Source organism: Streptomyces sp. NPDC001153 (assembly GCF_053598315.1).
Genome location: NZ_JBSFJZ010000028.1, coordinates 1 through 20,768 on the forward strand (window position 1 = coordinate 1; position 20,768 = coordinate 20,768).

At 68.9% G+C, this 20,768-nt stretch carries 24 protein-coding genes and 1 tRNA gene; 18 read left to right on the forward strand and 7 right to left on the reverse strand.

Annotated features, from left to right (window positions below; all coding sequences use genetic code 11):
• Nucleotides 1–114 precede the first annotated feature (114 nt).
• From ACWDEN_RS28770 to ACWDEN_RS28785, 4 genes are all read right to left on the reverse strand, one after another.
• Nucleotides 115–498 carry a hypothetical protein gene (locus ACWDEN_RS28770; RefSeq protein ID WP_450860609.1) on the reverse strand — a complete coding sequence of 128 codons (384 nt, stop codon included), beginning with the start codon at nt 496–498 and terminating at the stop codon, nt 115–117.
• Nucleotides 499–692: 194 nt separating this feature from the next.
• Complete coding sequence (locus tag ACWDEN_RS28775; protein ID WP_450860611.1) at nt 693–974, reverse strand: hypothetical protein; 282 nt, start codon at nt 972–974, stop codon at nt 693–695.
• 514 nt (nt 975–1,488) lie between these two features.
• Nucleotides 1,489–1,953, reverse strand: coding sequence for a hypothetical protein (locus ACWDEN_RS28780; protein ID WP_450860613.1), 465 nt, complete (start codon nt 1,951–1,953; stop codon nt 1,489–1,491).
• Between the two features lie 908 nt (nt 1,954–2,861).
• Nucleotides 2,862–3,533: a hypothetical protein gene (locus tag ACWDEN_RS28785; protein WP_450860615.1), complete on the reverse strand. Its 672-nt coding sequence runs from the start codon at nt 3,531–3,533 to the stop codon at nt 2,862–2,864.
• A gap of 336 nt (nt 3,534–3,869) precedes the next feature.
• Here ACWDEN_RS28785 and ACWDEN_RS28790 point away from each other — a divergent pair, with 336 nt between their 5' ends.
• The 3 genes from ACWDEN_RS28790 to ACWDEN_RS28800 all read left to right on the forward strand — a co-directional run bounded on the left by ACWDEN_RS28790 (nt 3,870) and on the right by ACWDEN_RS28800 (nt 6,966).
• Nucleotides 3,870–4,391: an SMI1/KNR4 family protein gene (locus ACWDEN_RS28790; protein WP_450860617.1), complete on the forward strand. Its 522-nt coding sequence runs from the start codon at nt 3,870–3,872 to the stop codon at nt 4,389–4,391.
• 182 nt (nt 4,392–4,573) lie between these two features.
• Entirely contained in the window at nt 4,574–5,872 is a 1,299-nt protein-coding gene (locus ACWDEN_RS28795) for a hypothetical protein (RefSeq protein WP_450860619.1), read from the forward strand.
• A 542-nt stretch (nt 5,873–6,414) separates the two neighbouring features.
• The gene (locus ACWDEN_RS28800) at nt 6,415–6,966 is read left to right on the forward strand and encodes an HDIG domain-containing metalloprotein (protein ID WP_450860621.1); all 552 of its coding nucleotides are present in this window, start codon (nt 6,415–6,417) and stop codon (nt 6,964–6,966) included.
• Here the strand turns inward: ACWDEN_RS28800 and ACWDEN_RS28805 are convergent.
• A complete protein-coding gene (locus ACWDEN_RS28805; protein ID WP_450860623.1) occupies nt 6,963–7,433 on the reverse strand; it encodes an NUDIX hydrolase in 471 nt (156 codons plus the stop codon). The two genes, ACWDEN_RS28800 and ACWDEN_RS28805, sit on opposite strands and share 4 nt — an antisense overlap.
• Before the next feature lie 28 nt (nt 7,434–7,461).
• On the reverse strand, nt 7,462–8,193 hold the full coding sequence (locus ACWDEN_RS28810) for an XRE family transcriptional regulator (RefSeq protein WP_450860625.1): 732 nt from the start codon (nt 8,191–8,193) through the stop codon (nt 7,462–7,464).
• A 157-nt stretch (nt 8,194–8,350) separates the two neighbouring features.
• Between ACWDEN_RS28810 and ACWDEN_RS28815 the strand changes: the two genes are divergently transcribed.
• From ACWDEN_RS28815 to ACWDEN_RS28875, 13 genes are all read left to right on the forward strand, one after another.
• Nucleotides 8,351–8,707: an SCO3933 family regulatory protein gene (locus ACWDEN_RS28815; RefSeq protein ID WP_450860627.1), complete on the forward strand. Its 357-nt coding sequence runs from the start codon at nt 8,351–8,353 to the stop codon at nt 8,705–8,707.
• Nucleotides 8,708–8,709: 2 nt separating this feature from the next.
• Nucleotides 8,710–10,065: an FtsK/SpoIIIE domain-containing protein gene (locus ACWDEN_RS28820; RefSeq protein ID WP_450860629.1), complete on the forward strand. Its 1,356-nt coding sequence runs from the start codon at nt 8,710–8,712 to the stop codon at nt 10,063–10,065.
• 84 nt (nt 10,066–10,149) lie between these two features.
• Nucleotides 10,150–10,356 (forward strand): hypothetical protein, encoded by a 207-nt coding sequence (locus ACWDEN_RS28825; RefSeq protein WP_450860631.1) that lies wholly within the window; start codon nt 10,150–10,152, stop codon nt 10,354–10,356.
• On the forward strand, nt 10,356–11,015 hold the full coding sequence (locus ACWDEN_RS28830; protein WP_450860633.1) for a DUF2637 domain-containing protein: 660 nt from the start codon (nt 10,356–10,358) through the stop codon (nt 11,013–11,015). The genes ACWDEN_RS28825 and ACWDEN_RS28830 overlap by 1 nt, the downstream gene beginning before the upstream one ends.
• 16 nt (nt 11,016–11,031) lie before the next feature.
• Nucleotides 11,032–11,226, forward strand: coding sequence for a hypothetical protein (locus ACWDEN_RS28835; protein ID WP_450860635.1), 195 nt, complete (start codon nt 11,032–11,034; stop codon nt 11,224–11,226).
• Nucleotide 11,227: 1 nt separating this feature from the next.
• Nucleotides 11,228–11,419: a mobile element transfer protein gene (locus tag ACWDEN_RS28840; protein WP_450860637.1), complete on the forward strand. Its 192-nt coding sequence runs from the start codon at nt 11,228–11,230 to the stop codon at nt 11,417–11,419.
• A gap of 11 nt (nt 11,420–11,430) precedes the next feature.
• Nucleotides 11,431–11,586, forward strand: coding sequence for a hypothetical protein (locus ACWDEN_RS28845; RefSeq protein ID WP_450860639.1), 156 nt, complete (start codon nt 11,431–11,433; stop codon nt 11,584–11,586).
• 24 nt (nt 11,587–11,610) lie between these two features.
• Nucleotides 11,611–11,925, forward strand: a complete 315-nt coding sequence (locus tag ACWDEN_RS28850) for a SpdD-like protein (RefSeq protein WP_450860641.1) — start codon at nt 11,611–11,613, stop codon at nt 11,923–11,925.
• Between the two features lie 90 nt (nt 11,926–12,015).
• Entirely contained in the window at nt 12,016–12,567 is a 552-nt protein-coding gene (locus tag ACWDEN_RS28855) for a GGDEF domain-containing protein (RefSeq protein ID WP_450860643.1), read from the forward strand.
• Nucleotides 12,568–12,653: 86 nt separating this feature from the next.
• Nucleotides 12,654–12,839, forward strand: coding sequence for a hypothetical protein (locus tag ACWDEN_RS28860; protein WP_450860645.1), 186 nt, complete (start codon nt 12,654–12,656; stop codon nt 12,837–12,839).
• Entirely contained in the window at nt 12,832–14,211 is a 1,380-nt protein-coding gene (repSA, locus tag ACWDEN_RS28865) for a replication initiator protein RepSA (RefSeq protein WP_450860647.1), read from the forward strand. The genes ACWDEN_RS28860 and repSA overlap by 8 nt, the downstream gene beginning before the upstream one ends.
• Nucleotides 14,208–14,396 carry a helix-turn-helix domain-containing protein gene (locus ACWDEN_RS28870; protein WP_450860649.1) on the forward strand — a complete coding sequence of 63 codons (189 nt, stop codon included), beginning with the start codon at nt 14,208–14,210 and terminating at the stop codon, nt 14,394–14,396. The genes repSA and ACWDEN_RS28870 overlap by 4 nt, the downstream gene beginning before the upstream one ends.
• Nucleotides 14,396–15,619 carry a tyrosine-type recombinase/integrase gene (locus ACWDEN_RS28875; RefSeq protein WP_450860651.1) on the forward strand — a complete coding sequence of 408 codons (1,224 nt, stop codon included), beginning with the start codon at nt 14,396–14,398 and terminating at the stop codon, nt 15,617–15,619. Before ACWDEN_RS28870 ends, ACWDEN_RS28875 begins: the two co-directional genes overlap by 1 nt.
• 93 nt (nt 15,620–15,712) lie before the next feature.
• On the opposite strand, the gene ACWDEN_RS28880 is transcribed toward ACWDEN_RS28875, so the two are convergent.
• Nucleotides 15,713–15,785, reverse strand: a tRNA-Arg gene (locus ACWDEN_RS28880).
• Nucleotides 15,786–16,058: 273 nt separating this feature from the next.
• Here ACWDEN_RS28880 and ACWDEN_RS28885 point away from each other — a divergent pair.
• The gene (locus ACWDEN_RS28885) at nt 16,059–17,663 is read left to right on the forward strand and encodes a dynamin family protein (protein WP_351609374.1); all 1,605 of its coding nucleotides are present in this window, start codon (nt 16,059–16,061) and stop codon (nt 17,661–17,663) included.
• An 873-nt stretch (nt 17,664–18,536) separates the two neighbouring features.
• On the forward strand, nt 18,537–20,408 hold the full coding sequence (locus tag ACWDEN_RS28890; protein ID WP_450860731.1) for a YfjP family GTPase: 1,872 nt from the start codon (nt 18,537–18,539) through the stop codon (nt 20,406–20,408).
• Nucleotides 20,409–20,768 lie beyond the last annotated feature (360 nt).

Genomic DNA, 20,768 nt, shown 5'->3' on the forward strand with positions numbered 1-20,768 from the left:
CGTCACCCCCGGGCCGCGGTTCCTCGCGACCCGCACGACGTCCTCGCGGAACTCTTCGGGATAAGGCTTGGGCACAGCGACATCCTTCCCACCAGCCCCATAGGGCAAGCCAGTTCAGATGTCACCCGATCGTGCGGCAGACCCAAAGTGCCGCATAGTTCCTTCCGAGGCGTCCGCTGCCGGGTATGTCCAGGCAAGCTCTCTGAGCGCGATGAGCTCTTGGGTAATCGCATCGACTGTTTCCCTCGCAAGCTTCACCCGCTCTTCTCTGCGAGCTTCGGCCTTCTGATGTCGCTGAGTGACCAGCGTCGTGGCGATCGATCCTCCTGCGCCTACCAGCGCACCGGCGAGCCCAGCGGCAGCGCCTATCCACACCCCTGCGTCCACGGGAGCATCCTCGTACAGAGGCTCGTTCTCCCGCTCCGGGATTGTCCGAACTGGCACGTCGACGGCCACAATCAGGTTTGGTGGCTGGGCTGATGACCGGGGCTTCGTCACCTGTTCCACCTGAATTGCCGGTCTATTAAGCACGGGTCTCGCTGACCAGCGGGACTGACGAAGCCCACGGCCCTGAGCTGCTCGGATGCCGTGGGCTTCTGTCGTTGTTGGTCGGCATCGGGTGACCTCGGACGGCCCCGGGACGGCCCCGGCTTCGCCGGACCGTGGACCGTCTTCGTAGCTGTCTCGCGGGCTTATAGGTCCATGCGGGACGCACTGTCGCCTCGGCTGACGACAACGTGTGCCGGCCGGAACGGCAGACCGCGCAGCGTCGGCTCCATGACTTTGAAGAGAGCGTCTCCATCCGGTCCGTAGGCGTAGAGGACGGCCTCGCCCGCGCCGAACTCGTTGCCGTCGAACTCCCCGACCTCGGCCTCATCGATCGCTGCGGCCATCACCTCCTCAGCGGCGTAGACCTGCTCTCGTTGGTCGGCGTCGCCGAAACCGTCAGCGGCAAGCCGGAAGTGGGCGATCACGGCGTGCTCGTCGTCCCCGCTGTCCGGGGCACTGGGCGTCTCCGTGGCGGAGACATTCTCATCGAGCTCTGATATCGGCTGCTTCGGCCGGGGTCACCGGGAGCTGGTGGCACGACCTCTTCCTCCCGAACTGTCGGCCGGACGGTCATTGCGGTCCAGGACGCTGGTCGTGGGGTCTTCGGAGTCCTTTGTCGGTCGGCTGGGGTTGCGGTGGTTGCTGTACTCCGCTGCTGTACTGCACCTGTCTCTGGCGGACGAGGGAAGCGGTCGCTGACCTGGTCAGTCGCAGGCGGCCTGAACCTTCCGCAGGAAGTGTGGCCACTGTCCTGGGCCGGCCGCTGCACCTCGCGCTTCGCAGGGCCTATTGCAGAGTCTTCTTGAGTGGGTGGAGGGGAGCGCAGGATCGCCTCGTTGCGTTGGGCCGTGCCCGTTCGTCGCAGTGGTTCCCCGCGGCCTCCGGCAGTGGGGCACGAAGGCGCACGGGCGAGCTTCTGATGCCTGTCTCTCTCGTGGTCTATTCGGCGACGCCCAGGTCTCGGCGCATGATCTTGCGGAGTTCGGCCACTGCCGAATCGAACCTGTTTTCCAGCTCGGTGTAAGCCGGGCTCTCGATCGCAGCGCCATCGATGAGCAGGTCTCGCGTGTCCCTCAGGACCACGAACGCGGTGCGTGCGGCCTCAACAACATCCTGCGGAGCGGTGATCGCTAGCTGGTGGCGAATCTCGTAGGCCCCGGGTGCCAGGAACAGCTCGCGTAACCTTCCTGGGCGTTCCTCCTCAGGAATGTCTGCCTGCGCAGCCTCGTTGAGTGCCGTTCGCATGCGGGAGAGTGCGGCGGTGTAGTCGGCGTAGAGCTGCCTCCGCGTATCGAAGCTCTGGCCGGCGCGCTCCCTTCGCCAACTGAGTCGATCGGTGATCAACGTCGAACCGACCCCAATGACCGCGCCAAGTGCCGTGCTGGCCAGTGATATCCACTCCATGGCGGATGAGCCTAGGACGCCCGTTCCTGGGAGCTCTACAGGCAGACTTCGGGCTTGCGCCCTGAGTTTCGGAAGCTTGGGTTCTCGGTCGAGGGCCGCTTGGCTGAACTGCGGCGGAGCGGGCGCGGGGCCTGACTGACCGGCGGCCTGGTCGCCGCAGTTCCCCGTGGTTCCCCGCACAATCTGGCACGTGTCTGGCACGGGATCGGCCGTCCGATCTGTACGTCTGCCTTGAGCCACGGACTACTCGTAGGTGGTCGCAGCTCGTAGAGCTTGTGCGAAGAAGCTCCAGGTACGGACAGACGTTGAGGTCTGGAGTGTGTCCAATTGCGGTCGGCTTCCGGCAAGATTGCACAGCACTGGCAAGGTCGAGGTCGGGTTACCCGCGACCTTCCAGGGAAAGATCTCGGGTGCATTTCAGTGAGTTCGGAGGGGGCTACTCATGAGCGGTACGTCACGGTCGCGTCACGACAGGACGGAGCCGGGGCCGCCGCCCGAGCGCGGCTCCGATCGCTTCAGCGACGATCCCCCCGATCCCCTCGCCTCGCTGCTGGCCAAGGTCAACAAGGGGGAACACATTTCGACTCCTGGAGACAACGCGGGCGGCGAAGACCGTGACCCCCATGAGGAGGAATGGCGGGAACATGATCGCCGCGGCCCCTATGCGCAGGGGCGTCGCCGGAGGAACTAACGCACAGGGCGGAGTACCCGTCTGTGGCAGCGCAGGCGGGGACTTGCCGTGAGGGCTGCTCACGCGGGCTGGAGCGGGGCGGGTTGCAAATCGACGAGGCGTTCTCACCCCGGCAGGATTCGAACCTGCGACACCGGCTTTAGGAGTTCGATCCAGGGGCTGAGTTTTCGCAGTTGGGCTGTTGTGCTCCTGCTTGGGTGTGACCACCCTTGTGCGTTCAGTCCCGCTGCTGTCCGCGGCCGTTGATGTCACCTGGTGATGTCATTGGTGCCGGCTCGAGGCGACGCCAACCAGCCGTTGGAACCGTGCCGTTGTCAGGTACCGGGCTGCGTGACCATCTCCGACGGTGGCCCAGAAGACTGGCTTGCTCCTCCTTGAGCCGGGTGAAGCTGGTTCGCACGTAGCGTGTGAGCTCCTCGCCAGGAAACGGTGTGACGGAGAGGTGCTGCGTGTAGTCGCCGTTTGCCCATTTGGCTGCAGTGATCTCATAGCCGGAGACGTGCGCACTCAGCTCAAGCAACACCGGCGGTACCTGCCGCTCAGCAAGGAGGTCCGCTTTGGTGACCACAATGTCACGCATGGCTTGGATGCTCGGCAGGAACACCGTACTCACCCACAGTCGCCACTCCGTCAACTCCTCACTTGTTGGAGGTTCCCCGCCCGCAGCGAAGGGTGATCGGCCGTCAGGGCGGGTCGCGGCACGCTCCATGAAAGCGTTGAATATTTGCGTGCCAGTCTCCGTGAGAGCGAGCATGGGCCCGTAGAACTCGCTGAGCTGTCGGTTCACGCGTGAGAGTCGTTCTTGCCGCTGCGACAGTCGCAGGTTGTTGAGGTAGGTAGCGAGGTAGCCGACGAATGCCAAAGCGATGGTGACGACCGTTGCGCTCATGGGCGGGATGGTACGCGACGGGTACACACGCGCTTCGATGCGAGCCCTCGGCCGGACGTGCTTTGCAGTCCAGGAGCGGGAACTGCTGGATCAGGTGCTGGTTGGCAAGGACGAGGCGTCCTCAGCCGGCCTGGCTGCGCTCCGCAGCCGCGGTTCTCAGGTACATCAGCTTGGGAAGCTTGGGGTCTTTGGCGGCGGTTGCTCTGCTGACCTGCGGTGGGCCTTGAACGGTGCGCAGGCGGTCGCCGACTTGTTCCCCGCTGTTCCCCGTGGTTCTCCGCAGGATCTGGCACACATCTGGCACGTCCGACCACTCCGGGCTGAGAGTCTGAGCCCGTGACTGATGATGAGGTTGTCGAGGCGTTGCGGATCGTAGCGCGGGCGGGGACTTTGCCACCGCCCGCAACACCGGAGGCTGTCGCCGCGGCGGAAGAGGCCATCGGGTTCCCGTTGCCTCCTCTCCTGCGGCGCTTGTACGTCGAGGTCGCCAACGGCGGATTCGGCCCGAACGAAGGAATCCTGGGCGTGAGCGGTGGGGCCGCTCAGGGCAACTTTGCGGACATCGCCGAGCTGTACCAGGACGGCCCGGATCCGTCCGGCCGCATCCCGGCCGGCCTGGTGCTGATCTACGACTGGGGCTGCACTATCTGGTCGCTGGTCGACTTCCGCGATCCTGCGGGCGTCATGTGGTGCAACCACGAAGGCGAGTGCTGGTCCCAGGGCGTGAACCTCGCGGAATGGCTGACGGGCACGCTGGCAGGAACCCTGACGGTTTCGGGGTGTCGCAGATCAACTTGGGAGACCTGGGGCTGGCGTGGTGGAGAACTGTCACTGCCGGTCGCTGCGGGTCACTGCTGAGCGCGCCTGGACGGTCCACAGACGGCCCCACTCACAGGCCGATGATGGCGTAGTCCTCCCGTGGCGCCCCCGGGTACGTCGGTGGCATCTATCCATCTCACGCCGCATGGAACAGCCATTCTTGCCACATCCCCCGCCTCTTCCTGGCAACATGGCTTCCCCCGCCTCCGAAGGAGAAAGTAATGGGCACAGCTATCGCGCCAGTGGTTAGCAGGGAATCCCTCCTCGACGGCCTGAGGCTAATCATTCGCCAATTGACGGCCATCGATGACGGATTCGCAATTCCGATTCCCGGCTACGGCCAAGAAAACGACAGTGTCGCCACCCTCAGTGAAGGTGAAATCGAAAACGTAATCCAGAACCTCAAGGCGCTCAAATCCAACACCGAGAGTTCTTTCATATGGCCCAACAAGGCCGAGTTCACACTAGTCCCACTGAACTCTCACGGCCTTTTCGAAAGGTCCCTTGACGGCATAGATTTCACAGGGCAGGGCGACAATCCTGTCACGTACACAGTGGGGGCTCCATCCAAGGAAGTCGTCGCATATCTCCTTTGCCTCCTTTCCCAAAATCCGGGCATCGTGAAGCTACCGAGATGGGCGATGATGAGGAATCGTGTCAGAAGAGTTGCGGCACGTATAGCAAGCGAAGCCGACGAACCAATCTCGCTGCTGGATGTAGTGGCTGAGATCTTGTACACCGTAACCCTCCGGATCGAATCGACACAGGGAGGCCTGGACTACGAGACTCTTGCCAATTCATTCCTATTTCACGCCGCTTACAACATGGATCTCGCAGCACGTATCGGGATAGACCCCCTCTTCGCAGCGAGCAGCATCCAGAAGGTTCGAAGGATCTCCGGGGCGGCATTTGACCCTCCCAGGCAGACCTACAGCTCGGACCTAATTCAGCACTATCTCATGGGGGTTGCAGCAGAAATACCCTTGCTTGAGTACCTTTCCTTCTATCACATTGCCGAACATTACTTCGAAAAAGTATTCAACGATGACCTGGTCGAACAGGTACGCAAAGGGATAACGGATCCTTCCTTCTCGGCTCGACGCGCGAAGGACATACAAGCCATCATTCGCACGGTAAACAAGGCGCAGCGTCAGGTCAGAGAGGAAGGCGGAGTGAACGAACAGCGGGCTCTCCACCTAGTGCTCGAAAGGTTCGTTGACATTGGACGCCTAGTGACCGATCTCGACAGTTACGATGGAAATTTGGTCGCCCATTACAAGGAGAATGGCGTTCCATTCGCTGGCGCTGGCAAGCTGGACCTCTCGCTTACGGATGAGGAAGCGGTGCGATCATCCATGGCAAAACGAATTTATAAAGTACGCAACGCTTTGGTCCACGCCAAAGATGGCGACCTTCCCAAGTACGCCCCCTTCGCACACGATGATGAACTCTCGAAGGAAATCCCCTTGATGCGGTTCACCTCAGAACAGATCATCATCGCCCACGGTAAAGTGCTTTAATTTTTTACTCATAGCCGCAGAGGGGCCTTCCAGCCCGCCCACCACCTCCCCAGCTCCCATCCCGTCCGCCGTCGACCCACACACCGTGGAGCAGGCGTGGTTCATGGCGTCCAGGTGGAGCGCGCCACTGTACGAACGACCTGGACGCCATGGGCCGCGTCTGCTCGGCTCTGCCTGGGTCGACGGTGGACGGGATGAGAGCACCCCTCGCACGCCCCTACGGACCCGCAGTCGGGAACGGCGCTCTCTCCATCCCGGTGCCGGCCGATCCCCCGCCGGAGGCACTGTTCTGACCGTGGCCGCGATGTGCGGTGATCGACTCTCGGCCACCGGCCCTATTCACACGTGGGCGCGCGTCGGCGCAGCGCGGGCGGAGCGGGCCGGAGGCAGGAGCGGCGCCCGCAGCGGAGCCGGGAGCGCGCCCGGCGGAGCGGAGCGCAGCCGGGGCTTGATGATGTAGGGAAAGTTGTACCGCACCCATGATCGATATCGCTCGATCGTGGCCTGTCGGCTCACCGCTCGACTCGGCTACCGTTCCATGCATGCCTTCTGCACTGGACACGCCTCAGGGAGCGGCCGCACTCGCCGAGTCTCTGCTTCCTCAGCTCGGGAACCGCTGGCTGCACACTCAGGCGGTGGCTGCTCGGGCTCAAGAGGCTGCCGCGGCTGTGTCCGAGGCTGATCGGGGTCTCCTCGTCGCCGCAGCGTGGCTGCACGACATCGGTTACGCCCCCGAGCTGCGTGACACCGGGTTCCATCCCCTCGACGGTGCCCGCCACCTGGAAACGCTGGGTGCGCCGGCGCGTCTCGTGCGGCTGGTCGCCCACCACTCCGGGGCCGTGTACGAAGCAGAGCAGCGCGGTCTCTCGGCAGAGCTGGCCGTCTACGAGCGGGAGGACTCGCCCGTCCTCGACGCACTGATCTTCGCCGACATGACGACCGGCCCCGCCGGGCAGTCCTTCGCCTTCGACACCCGGATCGACGAGATCCTGGTTCGCTACGAGCCGGGCAGCGAGGTGCACAACGCGATCAGCAAAGCGCGCCCGTACCTCCAGGCCGCCGTCGAGCGAACCCTCGACCGTATGGCCGCTTAGCCGATGTAGGGCTCGGCCCGGTCGGCCAGGCCGTGGTCGATCCGCATACGCATCGACGGGTGGATGGTCAGCTCGTCCAGCCTGCTCGGGTCAACGAACGCGACTTCCTTGCTCTCGCTGCTCGTCCGCAGCTGGCCGCCGACGATGCGGGCATGGAAGCAGATGGAGAACTGCTGGCGGACCTCGCCGTCGTCGTACGCCATGACGTGCCCGGGGTTCGTGTAGATCCCGACCAGGCCGGTCACCTCGACGTCGAACCCGGTCTCTTCCTTGGTCTCGCGTACAGCCGCGTCGGGAGCTGACTCGCCCAGGTCGATGCCGCCTCCGGGCAGAGCCCACAGGTCGTTGTCGGTCTTGTGAATCAGCAGGACTGCCCCGGCCTCGTTGCGGGCCACGGCGGTCACAGAGGGGACCAGGCTGTTCGCCTTCGGGGCGTTCGGATCGTTGAAGTAGTCGACGCGTGCCATGCGTTCAGCGTCGCACGCCGGGAGCCTGTTACGCCGCCCGGCCCTGCTCCCATGCGTAGTCGAAGCTCCGCATGTAGTGCCGGAACGTCCGCGCTCCCGGCAGGTACTTAAAGTGCATCACCGGGTTCTGTCCGGCGGGAGCTCCCAGCACGTGGGGGTTCACCAGGACGTCGTCGTCGAACCGGTAGATCGAGTTGTAGAGGATCGTGTCGTGCAGCCGGATCTCGACGCCGGGCGTCGACATGGCGGGCTGCAAGTACCGGCGAGTGATCCGCGCTCGCGCCGCCAGGTCGTCGCCGATGCCTTCCTCTTCGCCACGCTGCCGGACAGCCGCGGATTCCGGGTCGCCCAGCAGGATGCGGACCTGGGCGCCGGCCTTCGCCTTCTCGGCCAACTGGTCAGGTAGGTCCGGGTGGCTGTCGAAGAGGAACAGTCCCGCGTACACCAGGATGTCGACCTGGTCCGTCGCCTTCTCGATCAGGGAGGACCACAGCGGAGCAGGGACCGCGCCACGGTGCGGGTAGTACGTGATCAGCTCCGACGCGCTCGCCTTCTCGGCCTGTTTCTCGACTGACGGCCAGATGTAGACCTCGTCGGCCCCGAGGAAGCTCGCGGTCTTCCAGCGGTGCCCCCGGTGCGGAGTCCGGCCCGTGGTGATCCAGCGCTCGACGGTCTTGGGGTCGACTCCGACGTGTTCGGCAACGGACTGGATCGTCTCGCCCTTCGCCGAAATCGCTGCGCGCAGACGCTCGTTCGCCATGACGTGCCCTTCCTCGGGACCCCTAGGGACGTTTTGACGGTAGCTCAGACGTCCCTAAACGTCCAGACGGGCCGTGATGCGTCCACCCCATCTCGCGGTCTCCTGATCTCACCGACGGGACGTCGGTCAAGAACCCACCACAGCAGGAGACAAGAAGATGCGTCAGATCCCCGTGGACACCTCCGCCGCTACCGTGATGGTCGCCAAGAACCCTCAGCCCAAGGTGAAGGACCGCCGTACCGGCGAGATCGCCACCGACGCCGAGACCGGCGCGAGGATGATGAGCGTCGACGTGATGTTCGCGGCCAACGACGAGGTCGAGATCCTGTCCATCACCGTCCCGGAGCCGGGCATCTCCGGTGAGCTGACCATGGGCACGCCGGTCGCGCTCACGGGCCTGATCGCCCGCCCGTGGGAGAACGACTTCAACGGCCAGAAGCGGCACGGCATCGCCTTCCGCGCCGTCGCGGTCACGTCCCTCGTCGCCGCTGCCGCGAACTCCAAGGCGGCCTGATCATGACCGCCTTCACGGTCGCGCTGGTGCTGGTCGTCGCCGCTGCGGGTCTCCTGCGGTGGCGGCGCCCCGCCTGGTACTGGATGACCTTCGGGGTCACCTTCGCCACGCTGCGGGTCCGCCTCCGCTACGCCTCCGTCATGGACGCCTGCGGCCTGACGGTCCCGCCCTCGCGCTGGCGCCTGACCCTGGCGCGGCTCACCAACCGGCCCGTGCCGGACTCGCGCCCGCCACGCATCCTGCGCTTCCGCCCGACCCGGACCGGCCTGGTCCTGCGGCTGGGCCTGCGCCCCGGACAGGACGCCTTCGACGTCACCGCCGCCTCGGACCGGCTGCGTCACTCCTTTTCGATGTACGGCGTCACCTCGCGTGAAGTGCGCTCGGGTGTCGTGGAAGTGCGGATGACCGGTTACGACGTCCTCAAGCGGGTGCAGATGCCCGCCAAGGTCGACACCCGCCCCATGCGGGTCCCCGTCGCCCTGCGCGAGGACGGCTCGGTGCACTACCGCGACTACCGGGCTGTTCCGCATGCGCTCACCCTCGGCGCCACGGAGTCGGGCAAGTCCGTCTACCAGCGGAACCTGGTTGCCGGGCTCGCCCCGATGGACGTCGCCCTGGTCGGCATCGACTGCAAACAGGGAGTCGAGCTGTTCCCGCTGGCCCGCCGCTTCTCCGCCCTCGCCGACAACCCCGACACCGCCCTGGAGCTGCTGGAAGCGCTCGTGTCCCGCATGGAAGGGGTCTACCAGGTCATCCGGGCCGAGCAGCGCATCACCGCCGCCGTGCCGGATGCCGAGATAGCCGCCGACATCTGGGACCTGCCCGAACATCTGCGGCCGGTGCCGGTCGTGGTCCTGGTCGACGAGGTCGCCGAACTCGCCCTGTTCGCCAGCAAGGACGAGGAGAAGCGGCGGGACCGGATCATCACCGCCCTGGTCCGCCTCGCCCAGCTCGGCCGCGCGGCCGGCATCTACTTGGAGATCTGCGGGCAGCGCTTCGGCTCCGAACTCGGCAAGGGCATCACCATGCTCCGCGCCCAGCTCACCGGCCGTACCGCCCACCGCGTCAACGACGAAACCTCGGCGAACATGGCCTTCGGTGACATCTCCCCGGACGCTGTCCTGGCCGCCATCCAGATCCCGGCCGAACTGCGCGGCCTCGCCATCGCCGGGGACTCCACCGGCGGCTGGCACCGCATCCGCGCCCCACACACCTCCCTGCGCCAAGCCGTGAACACCTGCAACCGGCACGCCGACCGCACCCCGGACCTGCCCGAACTGGCACCTTTCCGGCCTGAGGTGATCGGTTCCTCTGAGGCCCCGGTGCCGCTGTCGAAGACGGTTCCCGTCACGGCCTGACTCCTCCCGCTCTCCGGTCGGCGCGACCGCCTTCGCGCCAGGTCCCTACCCCCGCCATGCCTCATGAAGGGAGGAAGCCCCGCCATGTGTCCGAACTGCGAGGACTTCGCCCGCACCGTGCTCCTGCTCGGCCAGCTCGCCCTCTACGGCGACACCACTGGAGCCGACCAGGACTTCATCGAGATCGTCGGCACGTCCCTGGCTGCCTCGCTGCCCGAGCCGCCGCCGGGGACGTTCCCGCCCGGCTACGACCCCAACAGCGGCCCGCCCTACCCCGGCGGTGAGTCCTGATGGCCCGCCCCACCCTGCGAGTGGACGCGGTCCTGGTCCAGGCCGTCATCGCCGGAGCCCTGTCCTTCGCACACCTCCACGACCTCGCCGCAGCCGCCGGACAGGACGGCTGGAAAGCCTGGGCCTATCCGGTCTCCGTCGACCTGCTCCTGGTCGCCGCCTGGCGACGCCTCCGCTCGGATGGCCCGTCCCGGCTGGCCTGGTGCTGGTTCCTGATCGCCCTGGTCGCCTCCCTGGGGGCCAACGTCGCCACCGCCGGATTCCTCAACCTGGCCAACCCGCCCGCCCTGCTCCGCCTCGGTATCGCCGGATGGCCCGCCCTCGCCTTCCTCGGCGGCACACTCCTCGCTCACTCCGCCGAACACCGCACACCGACTCCTTCACCACCTGCCCCAACCCCGGAACCCGCCATCGCGGACGACCGCGAACCGGCCCCCGAACCCGTGCCGGATCCGGAGCCCGCCCCGGTGGAGGAACCGCCGGCGCTTCCGCCCGCCGACCCGACGCCCGCGGTTCCCGCCGTCCTCATCGACCACGCCCGCAAGGTCGCCGCCGACTACCGCGACCGCACCGGAGTCCCGATCGACACCGACACCCTGCGCACCCGCCTCGGCGTCCCGCCCCACCTCGCCGACGCCATCGCCGCCCAGCTCGCCTGACCGGAAGGAACGACCAATGACCTCCGACCCCGCCGACCTGACCGCCGCCGACTACCTCGACGGTGCCCGCGAGATGACCGCGGCCGACCGCCCCTTCCTCGCCCACCTGCTCGCCGAGGAAGCCGCCCGGCGGACCACCGACCCGGCCACCGCCGCCGGTATCCGCGCCAGCTTCCCCGACCCCACGACGCCCCGTGAGGAGACCGACTGACATGCCCGCCCGCGACAACTTCCACTCCGTCATGAGCATCGGCCCGGTACAGATCGGCACCCACCGCGACCGCCACGGCCACACCAAGCACGCCGCCGTGTGCACCGCCGACCGCTGCGGCTGGTCCGCCGACTACTCCAGCCAGTCCGCCGCCCAGCTCGCCGCCCGCACCCACCGCTGCCGCGTCCGCTAGGAGCCGCCGCCATGCAGGTCCCGCTCTGGTTCGCCCTCCTCGCCGTCGGCTGGCTCGGCGTCAAGCTCATCCGCCCGCCCTGGTGGCTCGTCGCCGTGCTCCTCCTCGGCGGCTACCTCCTCGCCGACAGCCTCTTCGCCCCCGCCATCGACACCGCCGTCAAGTAACCCCCCGCTGAAGGGAGACCGACCATGCTCCGCCCCAAGATCCCGACCATGCCCACCGTGACCAGCCTCACCAACCCGCCCGCGGTCGTCACCGAGCAGACGGACACGGTCCACCAGCCCATCGCACCCGCCTCGGCCCCGGTAGCGCCGTCCCGCCCGACCGTTCAGCTCACGCCCGGCAGTGCCCTCGCCCTCGTCGGCGGCGGCACCGCCGTGGTCCTGGTCGTCGGCGCCGTCCTCGTCTCCATGCTCCTCGCGGTCGCCATCACCGGCGTCTCCCTCGCCATCTGCGCCCTGGTGATCCGCTCCCTCGTCAACGCCGACGCCAAGCGCCGCTGACCGGCTCCCAGGGCGACGCACAAGCCGCCAAGCACGCCGCCGTTCCTGGGAGTTCCGCCAAACCAACCGCCATCGTCAAGGGACAACGTCATGGACCTGCACATAGCCGCGAGCATCGTGCCGTTACTCGGCTGGGCCGTACACGGAGGAATCCTCACCCGCCGTCTCGCCTGCGCCCGACGCGACCCGCTCACCGGTCTGCACACCCGCGCCGGATGGACCGCCCGCGCCGAACACCTCATCCGCCGGCACCCTGACGCGGCCGTTCTCCTGGTCGACCTGGACCACTTCAAGAACCTGAACGACACCTACGGCCACGCCGCCGGGGATGCCGCCCTCGTCGCCACCGCCGACCGTCTGCGCACTTGGTGCGGACACAACGGCATCGCTGGCCGCCTGGGCGGGGACGAATTCGTCGCCGTGATCCGGGACCTGGCCGCCGCCGACCTCGGCGCACTCACCGCTGCACTGCACCGGCCTCTGCCCTACGCCGGGACGCTCCTCCCGCTGGCCGCCTCGATCGGCGTCTGCCCCGTCGCAGAGCTGGCGGTGCCTCTTCTGACGGACGCCCTCGCCGCCGCCGACGCGGCCATGTACGCGGCCAAGGGCCGCACCCGCCGGGGCTCCCGCACCACTCGCTGAAAGGCCACCGGGTGGCGCACAAGCCGCCAAGCACGCCGCCACCCGGTGGCCGTTCCTTCCAACCGCAATCGAAAGGCACCACCATCATGGCCCACCGCACCCCGCCCCCGCCGAGGATCTGCCCGGCCTGCGACGGCTTCGCCTCCGTCGCCATCACCCTCGGCGGCCGAGACGTCCGCGGCCACCTGCGCACCATCACCGCCCACTGCCCGGCCTGCCAGGGCACCGGCACCGCCCCCGCCCGCCGCGCCCGGGAGGGTGCCCGTGCCTGAGCAGCTGCTTGACCGTGCCACCCTCGGCGACCTGCTGAGGGTGGCTTCGGCCGATGACTACACCCGCTGGCACGAGCAGATCCGCCGTACCGGCGGCTGCGCCGACCCGATCCACCTGAGCGGCTGGGTTCTGCACAAGGACAAGACGACCGGCGAGACCCTGCACCACTACTCCACCGAACACGAACCGGCCGGACGGCTCCGCCTCGCCTGCGGCAACCGCCGGGCCTCCCGCTGCCCGTCCTGCGCCTGGACGTACGCGGGCGACACCTACCACCTCATCCGCGCCGGGCTCGCCGGGGACGACCGCCGCGATATCCCCGCCACCGTCCGCGACCATCCCCGCGTCTTCGGCACCTTTACCGCCCCCTCGTTCGGCCGGGTGCACAACCGGCCCGATCGAGGCGTCTGCCGCTGCGGCACCCGCCACGCCGATGACGATCCCGTCCTCGGCACGGCCCTCGACCCGGACACGTACGACTACGCGGGCGCGGTGCTGTTCAACAACCATGCCGGGCAGCTCTGGCAGCGCTTCACCAACCGGCTCCGCCGGGAGGTCGCCGCCCGCGCCGGCCTCTCTCAGCGGGAGCTGAAGGAACGTGCCCGGCTCTCCTACGGCAAGGTCGCGGAGTTCCAGAAGCGCGGGGCTCTGCACTTCCATGCCGTGATCCGCATCGACGGACCGGACGGACCCGGCACCCCGCCGCCGACCTGGGCCACGGTCGACCTCCTCTCCGACGCGATCCGGGCTGCCGCCGCGCACTCCTACACCTCGGTCTCCGTCCCGGCCGCCGCCGACCAACCGGCCCGGACCTTCCGCTGGGGCCGACAGCTCGACGTCCGCCCGGTCAAGGCCTTCGGGGACGGCTCCGACATCACCGAACAGGCCGTCGCCTCCTACGTCGCGAAGTACGCCACCAAAGCCGCCGAGAACACCGGCACCCTCGACCGCCGCATCGGCGAACTCTCCGAACTCGACCGCCACGGCGTACCCGACCACACCCGCCGCCTCATCAAGGCCTGCAAGGAACTCGACCCGCTCTACCCGGACCGGCGCCTGTGGGCCTGGGCCCACATGCTCGGCTTCCGCGGCCACTTCTCCTCCAAGTCCCGCCGCTACTCCACCACCCTCGGCGCCCTCCGCCAGGCCCGAGCCGACTACCGCGCCGCCCAGGAACACGCCGCCCTCGGCCTCGAGGACCAGGAGCCGGACACCGTCCTGGTCCTCGCCGACTGGCAGTACGCCGGACACGGCCACACCCCCGGCGAATCCGTCCTAGCCGCCACCATCGCCCGCGACCTCCAGATCAACCGCGAAACCGCCCGCGAAGCCCTACGCGACCAGCTCGCCCAGGAAGGAGCCGCCGCATGACCACTGCCACTCCCGAACTGCTGACCGTGCCCGAGGTCATGGCGCGGCTCAAGCTCGGCCGCTCCACCGTCTACGACCTGATCCGCTCCCGCCGACTGGTTTCCATCACCGTCGGCCGTTCCCGCCGCGTCCCGGCGGATGCCCTACGCGACTTCATCACCCGCCAGATCGAGGAGGCTGCTTGATGGCCAAACGAAACCCCAACGGTGAGGGCACCATCTACCGTCGCAAGGACGGCCGGTACGAGGGAGCGGGCTATGTCCTGATGCCTGACGGCACGTACAAGCGCCGACGGGTCTACGGCAAGACTTGGGAAGAGGCCCGGAAGAAGCTGACCGAACTGCTCGCGAAGAGTGACCAGGGGATACCTGCGGCCGACACGACCGAGAGTCTCGGCACCTACCTCGCCTACTGGCTTGAGCACATCGTGCGCCACAAGGTGCGGCCTTCGACGGTCTACAGCTACAGCAAGTGCGTGAACGCGTACATCGTCCCTCGCCTCGGCAAGAAGAAGCTCGCTCGGCTCTCCGCCAAAGACGTACGCCTTTTCCTCGACTGGGCTCGGCAGGCCTGCCAGTGCTGCGCTCAGGGGCGTGACGCCGCCCGTCCGGCCGGTGACCGCCGTTGCTGTGCTGCCACCCCCAAGCGGTGCTGTGAGCGTCGGCTGTCGCCTCGCATGGTCCAGTACCTTCACGCGGTGCTGCGGAATGCGCTCCAGCATGCGGTCCGCGAGGAGCTGGTGCAGCGCAACGTCGCCAAGCTGGTGCAGGTTCAGACCCCTCGTTACCGCGTCGGTCGTGGCCTGTCCGTCGCCGAGGCGAAGAAGCTCCTGGCCGACGTGCGCGACGACCGGCTGAGCGCGGCCTACGTGCTCGCGCTGTACCTCGGGCTCCGCCGTGGTGAGCTGCTGGGGCTCCACTGGTCGGACGTTGACCTGGACGGGGGATCGCTGGAGATCCGTACGGCGCTGCAGCGGGTCAATGGAGAGCTGACGCTGACCGCGCCCAAGACGCGCCGCTCCGAGCGGCCCGTACCGCTCCCGGCCGTGTGCGTCGACGCGCTCCGCCGGCACCGTGACCGCCAGGCGGAGGAACGCGAAGCCGTGGGGGAGCAGTGGCAGGAAACCGGCTTGGTTTTCACTACCCGGCGGGGTACTCCGATCGAGCCTCGGAACCTCAACCGGCATTTCTACCCGATCCGCGAGCGGCTTGGTCTGGACGTCCGCTTCCACGATCTCCGGCACACCTGCGTGACCCTGCTGCTCGGCCTCGGCATCCCGCCGCACATCGTGCGCGACATCGTCGGACACAGCGCGCTGGACGTGACCATGAACATCTACGCGCACGCCGACATGACCGAGAAGCGAGCCGCGCTGGACCGGCTGGGGAGCCTGCTGGCGGACGAGTGAGTGACGGGGCCGTTGCCGTCAGCGTTGCCGTCAGAGACACGAAACGCCCTGGAGGGGAGACCCCCTCTAGGGCGTTCTTGCTGGTGACGGATGCGCCCCCGGCAGGACTCGAACCTGCGGCCAAGCGCTTAGAAGGCGCCTGCTCTATCCACTGAGCTACGGGGGCCTGGTGGCGGGACCAAGGATAAAGCTCCCTGCTCCTCGACCTTGCCGCTTCGCCTCCGTGGCTCGATGTGGAGGTTTGGTGAAGCGGTCCCGATAATCGCAGGCAGGTACGAATCGTGCACCGCTTTTGACCTCCGGCGCACCGGGTGTTGTGCACTCGTTATGCCTGGGCCGTTCCTGTGTCCCAGTCGTCCCTTGCATCCTTTCTGTCCCGTCGGCGCGCAGACATGTCTATATGCTTCAGAATCACCATAAAATTGGGCATTCTTCGCATGTGGTGACCTTGGACGTTCGGCCTCAGCTGCTCGACACACTCTCTGCACTGCGCGACCGTGTCGCCGCCGCACGCTTTCCGCTGCCCCTGCCCGGGGCGCCACGCGCGCGTGCCAACCGCGACGAACTCCTCGCGCAGCTCGACGACTACCTGGTACCCCGCCTGCGGGAGCCCGACGCGCCGCTGCTGGCCGTCGTCGGTGGCTCCACCGGTGCCGGCAAGTCGACGCTCGTCAACTCGCTCGTCGGCCGCCGGGTGAGCGAGGCGGGCGTCCTGCGGCCGACCACGCGGACCCCGGTGCTTGTCTGCCATCCGGAGGACCATCACTGGTTCAGCGACACGCGCGTGCTGCCCGACCTCGCGCGCGTGTGGGCCCCCCAGGAGGACCCCGACGAACTCCTCATGACCGGCGAGCCCCCCACGCGCGTGCTGCGCGTCGAGACGGCCGACACCGTCCCGCGCGGACTCGCCCTCCTCGACGCCCCCGACATCGACTCCCTGATCGCCGACAACCGAGTCCTCGCCGCCGAGCTGATCTGTGCTGCCGACATCTGGATCATGGTCACCACGGCAGCCCGGTACGCCGACGCCGTCCCCTGGCAGCTGCTGCGCACCGCCAAGGAGTACGACGCCACCCTCGTGACCGTCCTGGACCGGGTTCCCCACCAGGTCGTCTCCGAGGTCTCCCGGCAGTACGGCGCCCTGCTCACCAAGGCCGGGCTCGGCGACGTACCCCGCTTCACCGTGCCCGAGCTGCCCGAGTCCGCCTGGGGCGCCGGTCTGCTGCCCGCCACCGCCGTGGCGCCGCTGAAGAACTGGCTCGCGTACCACGCCCAGGACCCCTCCGCCAGGGAGCAGGCCATGACCCGTACGGCCCATGGTCTCCTCGACTCGCTCAAGTCCCGCATGCCCGAGCTGGCCAGCGCCGCCGCCGCCCAGCACGCCGCCGCACTCCGGCTCACCTCCGCCGTGGACACCGCCTACGACAGCGAGCACGCGCGCGTGCGCGGCCGGCTCCAGTCCGGCGCCGTACTCGCCGGAGACGCCCTCAAACGCTGGCGGGCCTTCCCCCTGGACTGCACCCCCGGCGAACTCCTCGACGCGCTCGTGGAAAGTCTGGCCGCCCTGCTGCTGTGCTCGGTCACCGCCGCGGACGAGCGCGTCGACGAGGCCTGGCGGAGCGAGCCGGCCGGAGCCGACCCGGCCCTCGCCGCCGGCGAGTCGTCCACGGAAAGCACCGAACACCGCATCGGTGTCGCCGTACGGCGCTGGCGGCGCGAGCTGGAGGAATACGCCGAGGACGAGGCGCGTGAGCTGGAACGCACCACGCCGCTCGACCCGGAGGCCGTCGCCGCCCTGGTCGCCACCGCGCTGCTCGGCGGGCGCCGGACGCGCAGCGCGGGCGAGGGGCTCGCGCAGCGGATCGGGGCGCACGGCGCGCTGCGGCTGCGCGACCGGGCCGGGCGGCTGCTCAACGAGCACGTGGACCGCGTCATGCACACCGAACGCGAGCGGCGCCTGGCCCCGCTCGAAGCCCTGGACGTCAATCCGGAGCCCCAGGCCGCACTCATCGCCGCGCTGTCCGTACTGCAGAAGGAGAGGTGACCGGTGACCGCCGTCACTGACCAGGACCACACGGATCACATCGACCACTTGAGGCACGTGGGACGCATGAGAGACATGGAGCACGGCAGCCACGGCGACACCTGTACCGGACAAGTGGAACACGGCGGTCGCCTGGAGTCTGGGCTCGGGGAGCGTGTGGAGCCCATGGACCGGGTCGAGCACGTCGAGCGCCTGGAGCGCGTGGAGCCCATGGACCGGCTCGAGCACGTCGATCGTACGGAGCGCGTGGAGCACACCGATCGCCTGGAGCACATCGATCGCGTGGAGTGCCTGGAGCGTATGCATCGCGCGGAGTACAGCGCAGCCATGGCCGAGCGTGCAGCGCGTCTTCGAGGTGGCGCGAACGGGGTGGACGACGGCGGCGGGGCGGTCGATGCCGGCGCCGGCATCGCGGCCGCCTCCGACACGGCCGATGCCTGCGACACCCGCGACGCCTCCGGGACCGCCGACCTCTCCGACGCCCGCGGTGCCTCCGGCAGTGCTGGTGTCGCCGGACCCGCCGCCCGCTCCGACGAGGCAGACACCGACAGCGGGCAGGAGGAGGGCGGGGACGTCGCCGCCGCGGGCCCCGAGAACCCGTCGAGCGAGTGGCACGCCCGCGTGCGCCACGAGGACCGGGCTGAGGGCTCTGACGAGGGCGACGACAACCCGGGCGGCGAGAACCGGGACCAGCAGCGGGGGAAGTACACCGACACCGCAGGCGCCGCACAGCTCTGTCTGCCGCGGCCGCTCCCGCAGCCGACAGCGGAAGCCGACACCCCCGGAGTCCCGAAAGCCACCAACCCCCCGGCCGAACCGGCCCCCATCACCAGGCCAGTACCCTCACTGCCGCCCATTCCGCCGATCCCGCCCATGCCCACCTTCCTGCCGAGCCCCGTGTCCCGCGCCATCGCGGACACGGACGCCGCCGCCCGCAGGTCCCCCAAGGCGGCGGAACCTTCGGCATCGTCGGAGTCCTCGAAGCCGCCGTCCCCCGACTCCTCCGGCTCCTCCGACTCCTCCGGGCCCTGGGACGACGGACTCATCGCCCGGCGCGTCACGGAGGCGACGGCCGCCGCCCTCGCCGCCGAACGCGCCTCCACCCTGGACAGCGGCGGCCGCGGCCCCGGCAGCCAGACGCCGCCGCCCTTGGCGTACGACGGCCAACTGCGCTCCCGGCTGGACGCCCTGCGCGAGCTGGTCGGGCTCTCCCGGACCCGCGTGGAGAGCCATACCCTCGCCGAAGCGAGCCGGGTGCTGGACGAGGCGGCGGCCCGCCGGAAGCTCTCCGGCCGGCACACCGTCGTGGCCATCGCGGGCGCCACCGGCAGCGGCAAGTCGCAGCTGTTCAACGCCCTTGCCGGAGTGGCCATTTCGGAGACCGGTGTACGACGTCCGACCACGGCCGCCCCCATCGCGTGCAGCTGGAGCGACGGCGCGGCGAGCCTCATCGACCGGCTCGGCATCCCGGGCCGGCTGCGCCGCCGTCCGCTGCAGAGTCCCGAGGCCGAGGCGCAGTTGCGCGGGCTCGTCCTCGTCGACCTGCCTGATCACGACTCCGCCGCCCTGGAGCACCGTAAGCAGGTCGACCGGATCCTGAAGCTGGTCGACGCGGTGATCTGGGTGGTCGACCCGGAGAAGTACGCCGACGCCGTGCTGCACGAGCGCTATCTGCGGCCCATGGCCGGCCACGCGGAGGTCATGTTCGTCGTCCTCAACCAGGTCGACCGGCTGCCCGAGGACGCCGCCGACCAGGTCCTGGACGATCTGCGCCGGCTGCTGGACGAGGACGGGATCGCGCTCGGCGAGTACGGCGAACCGGGCGCCACCGTGCTCGCCCTGTCCGCGCTCACCGGTGACGGCGTCGGGGAACTGCGCGAGGTGCTCGGCCAGTTCGTGGCGGAGCGCGGCGCGGCGGCCCGCCGGGTGTCGGCCGACGTGGACGCCACGGCGGTGGACCTGCGGCCCGTGTACGCCACGGGCCGGCGCGTCGGTCTCAGCGAGGAGGCGCGCGAGGAGTTCGCCGCGCGGCTCGCGGACGCGGTGGGCGCCACCGCGGCGGGCGAGGCCGCCGAGCGTGCCTGGCTGCGCAACGCCAACCGGGCCTGCGGCACACCCTGGCTGCGGCTGTGGCGCTGGTACCAGTGCCGCGGCGAGTCCACCACGGGCCGCATCCCGGTGCGCACGGCCCAGCTCGACGAGGAGGCCACGGCCCGCCAGCGCGTGGAACAGGCGGTCCGTACGGTGGCCGACCGGGCCTCGGCCGGGCTGCCGACGCCGTGGGCGCAGGCGGTGCGCGAGGCGGCCGTACGCGGGTCGCAGGGGCTGTCCGAGGCGCTGGACGAGCTGGCGGCGCGGGCCGGACTGCCCCCGGGCCGGCCGCCGCGGCCCGGGTGGTGGCCCGCCGCGGTGCTGGTCCAGGCGGCGATGACCCTGCTGCAGGTCATGGGCGGCCTGTGGCTGTTCGGCCAGATCATCGGGGTCATGGCGCCCAACCTCTGGGTTCCGGTGCTGCTGATGGTGTGCGGGATCGTCGGCGGGCCGCTGGTGGAGTGGGGGTGCCGGATGGCGGCGAGAGGCCCGGCCCGGCGCTACGGCCAGGAGGCGGAACGCCGCCTCCGGGAGGCGGCCGCCGGCTGCGGCCGGGCCCGGGTGCTCGATCCGGTGGCGGCGGAACTCTTGCGGTACCGGGAGGTGCGGGAGCAGTACGGGCGCGTCGCGCGGCGCGGGGCCGGAGTGGGGTGAGAGCCGGAACGCGCGAGACGTGAGCGCGAGGGGCCTCGGGTGTTCCCGGGGCCCCTCGGCGGTTTTCCGGGGGTGAGGGGGTCGCCGTGAGCGAGGGTCACTCATGCGAGCGGGGGTCACTCATGCGAGGGGGCTCACTCATGCGAGTGGCGGGGTTTTCCACAGGTGGGGTGGTCGTCCACAGCGCTCAGCGGGCCCGGCCGGGCGGAGGCAGTCTGGGGTCGCGGCGATCGCACGGCGGTCCGGCCGGAGGTGCGGCGGACGGTGCGCGCGATCGGCGCGCGGTGCGGGCACGTACGCCGGTCGTACGCGCCCCACGGCAGACACGCATGACAGACCAACGCGGCAGAACGTGACAGA

What these genes read in the sequence shown, in the direction of transcription:
- ACWDEN_RS28785 (WP_450860615.1), bottom strand. Translation starts at nt 3,533, where the DNA reads ATGAGCGCAACGGTCGTCACCATCGCTTTGGCATTCGTCGGCTACCTC.
- ACWDEN_RS28805 (WP_450860623.1), bottom strand. Translation starts at nt 7,433, where the DNA reads ATGGCACGCGTCGACTACTTCAACGATCCGAACGCCCCGAAGGCGAAC.
- ACWDEN_RS28825 (WP_450860631.1), top strand. Translation starts at nt 10,150, where the DNA reads ATGTGTCCGAACTGCGAGGACTTCGCCCGCACCGTGCTCCTGCTCGGC.
- ACWDEN_RS28890 (WP_450860731.1), top strand. Translation starts at nt 18,537, where the DNA reads ATGCCCACCTTCCTGCCGAGCCCCGTGTCCCGCGCCATCGCGGACACG.
- ACWDEN_RS28840 (WP_450860637.1), top strand. Translation starts at nt 11,228, where the DNA reads ATGCCCGCCCGCGACAACTTCCACTCCGTCATGAGCATCGGCCCGGTA.
- ACWDEN_RS28800 (WP_450860621.1), top strand. Translation starts at nt 6,415, where the DNA reads ATGCCTTCTGCACTGGACACGCCTCAGGGAGCGGCCGCACTCGCCGAG.
- ACWDEN_RS28875 (WP_450860651.1), top strand. Translation starts at nt 14,396, where the DNA reads ATGGCCAAACGAAACCCCAACGGTGAGGGCACCATCTACCGTCGCAAG.
- ACWDEN_RS28845 (WP_450860639.1), top strand. Translation starts at nt 11,431, where the DNA reads ATGCAGGTCCCGCTCTGGTTCGCCCTCCTCGCCGTCGGCTGGCTCGGC.
- ACWDEN_RS28860 (WP_450860645.1), top strand. Translation starts at nt 12,654, where the DNA reads ATGGCCCACCGCACCCCGCCCCCGCCGAGGATCTGCCCGGCCTGCGAC.
- ACWDEN_RS28870 (WP_450860649.1), top strand. Translation starts at nt 14,208, where the DNA reads ATGACCACTGCCACTCCCGAACTGCTGACCGTGCCCGAGGTCATGGCG.
- ACWDEN_RS28780 (WP_450860613.1), bottom strand. Translation starts at nt 1,953, where the DNA reads ATGGAGTGGATATCACTGGCCAGCACGGCACTTGGCGCGGTCATTGGG.
- ACWDEN_RS28820 (WP_450860629.1), top strand. Translation starts at nt 8,710, where the DNA reads ATGACCGCCTTCACGGTCGCGCTGGTGCTGGTCGTCGCCGCTGCGGGT.
- ACWDEN_RS28855 (WP_450860643.1), top strand. Translation starts at nt 12,016, where the DNA reads ATGGACCTGCACATAGCCGCGAGCATCGTGCCGTTACTCGGCTGGGCC.
- ACWDEN_RS28830 (WP_450860633.1), top strand. Translation starts at nt 10,356, where the DNA reads ATGGCCCGCCCCACCCTGCGAGTGGACGCGGTCCTGGTCCAGGCCGTC.
- ACWDEN_RS28815 (WP_450860627.1), top strand. Translation starts at nt 8,351, where the DNA reads ATGCGTCAGATCCCCGTGGACACCTCCGCCGCTACCGTGATGGTCGCC.
- ACWDEN_RS28835 (WP_450860635.1), top strand. Translation starts at nt 11,032, where the DNA reads ATGACCTCCGACCCCGCCGACCTGACCGCCGCCGACTACCTCGACGGT.
- ACWDEN_RS28795 (WP_450860619.1), top strand. Translation starts at nt 4,574, where the DNA reads ATGGGCACAGCTATCGCGCCAGTGGTTAGCAGGGAATCCCTCCTCGAC.
- ACWDEN_RS28850 (WP_450860641.1), top strand. Translation starts at nt 11,611, where the DNA reads ATGCTCCGCCCCAAGATCCCGACCATGCCCACCGTGACCAGCCTCACC.
- ACWDEN_RS28810 (WP_450860625.1), bottom strand. Translation starts at nt 8,193, where the DNA reads ATGGCGAACGAGCGTCTGCGCGCAGCGATTTCGGCGAAGGGCGAGACG.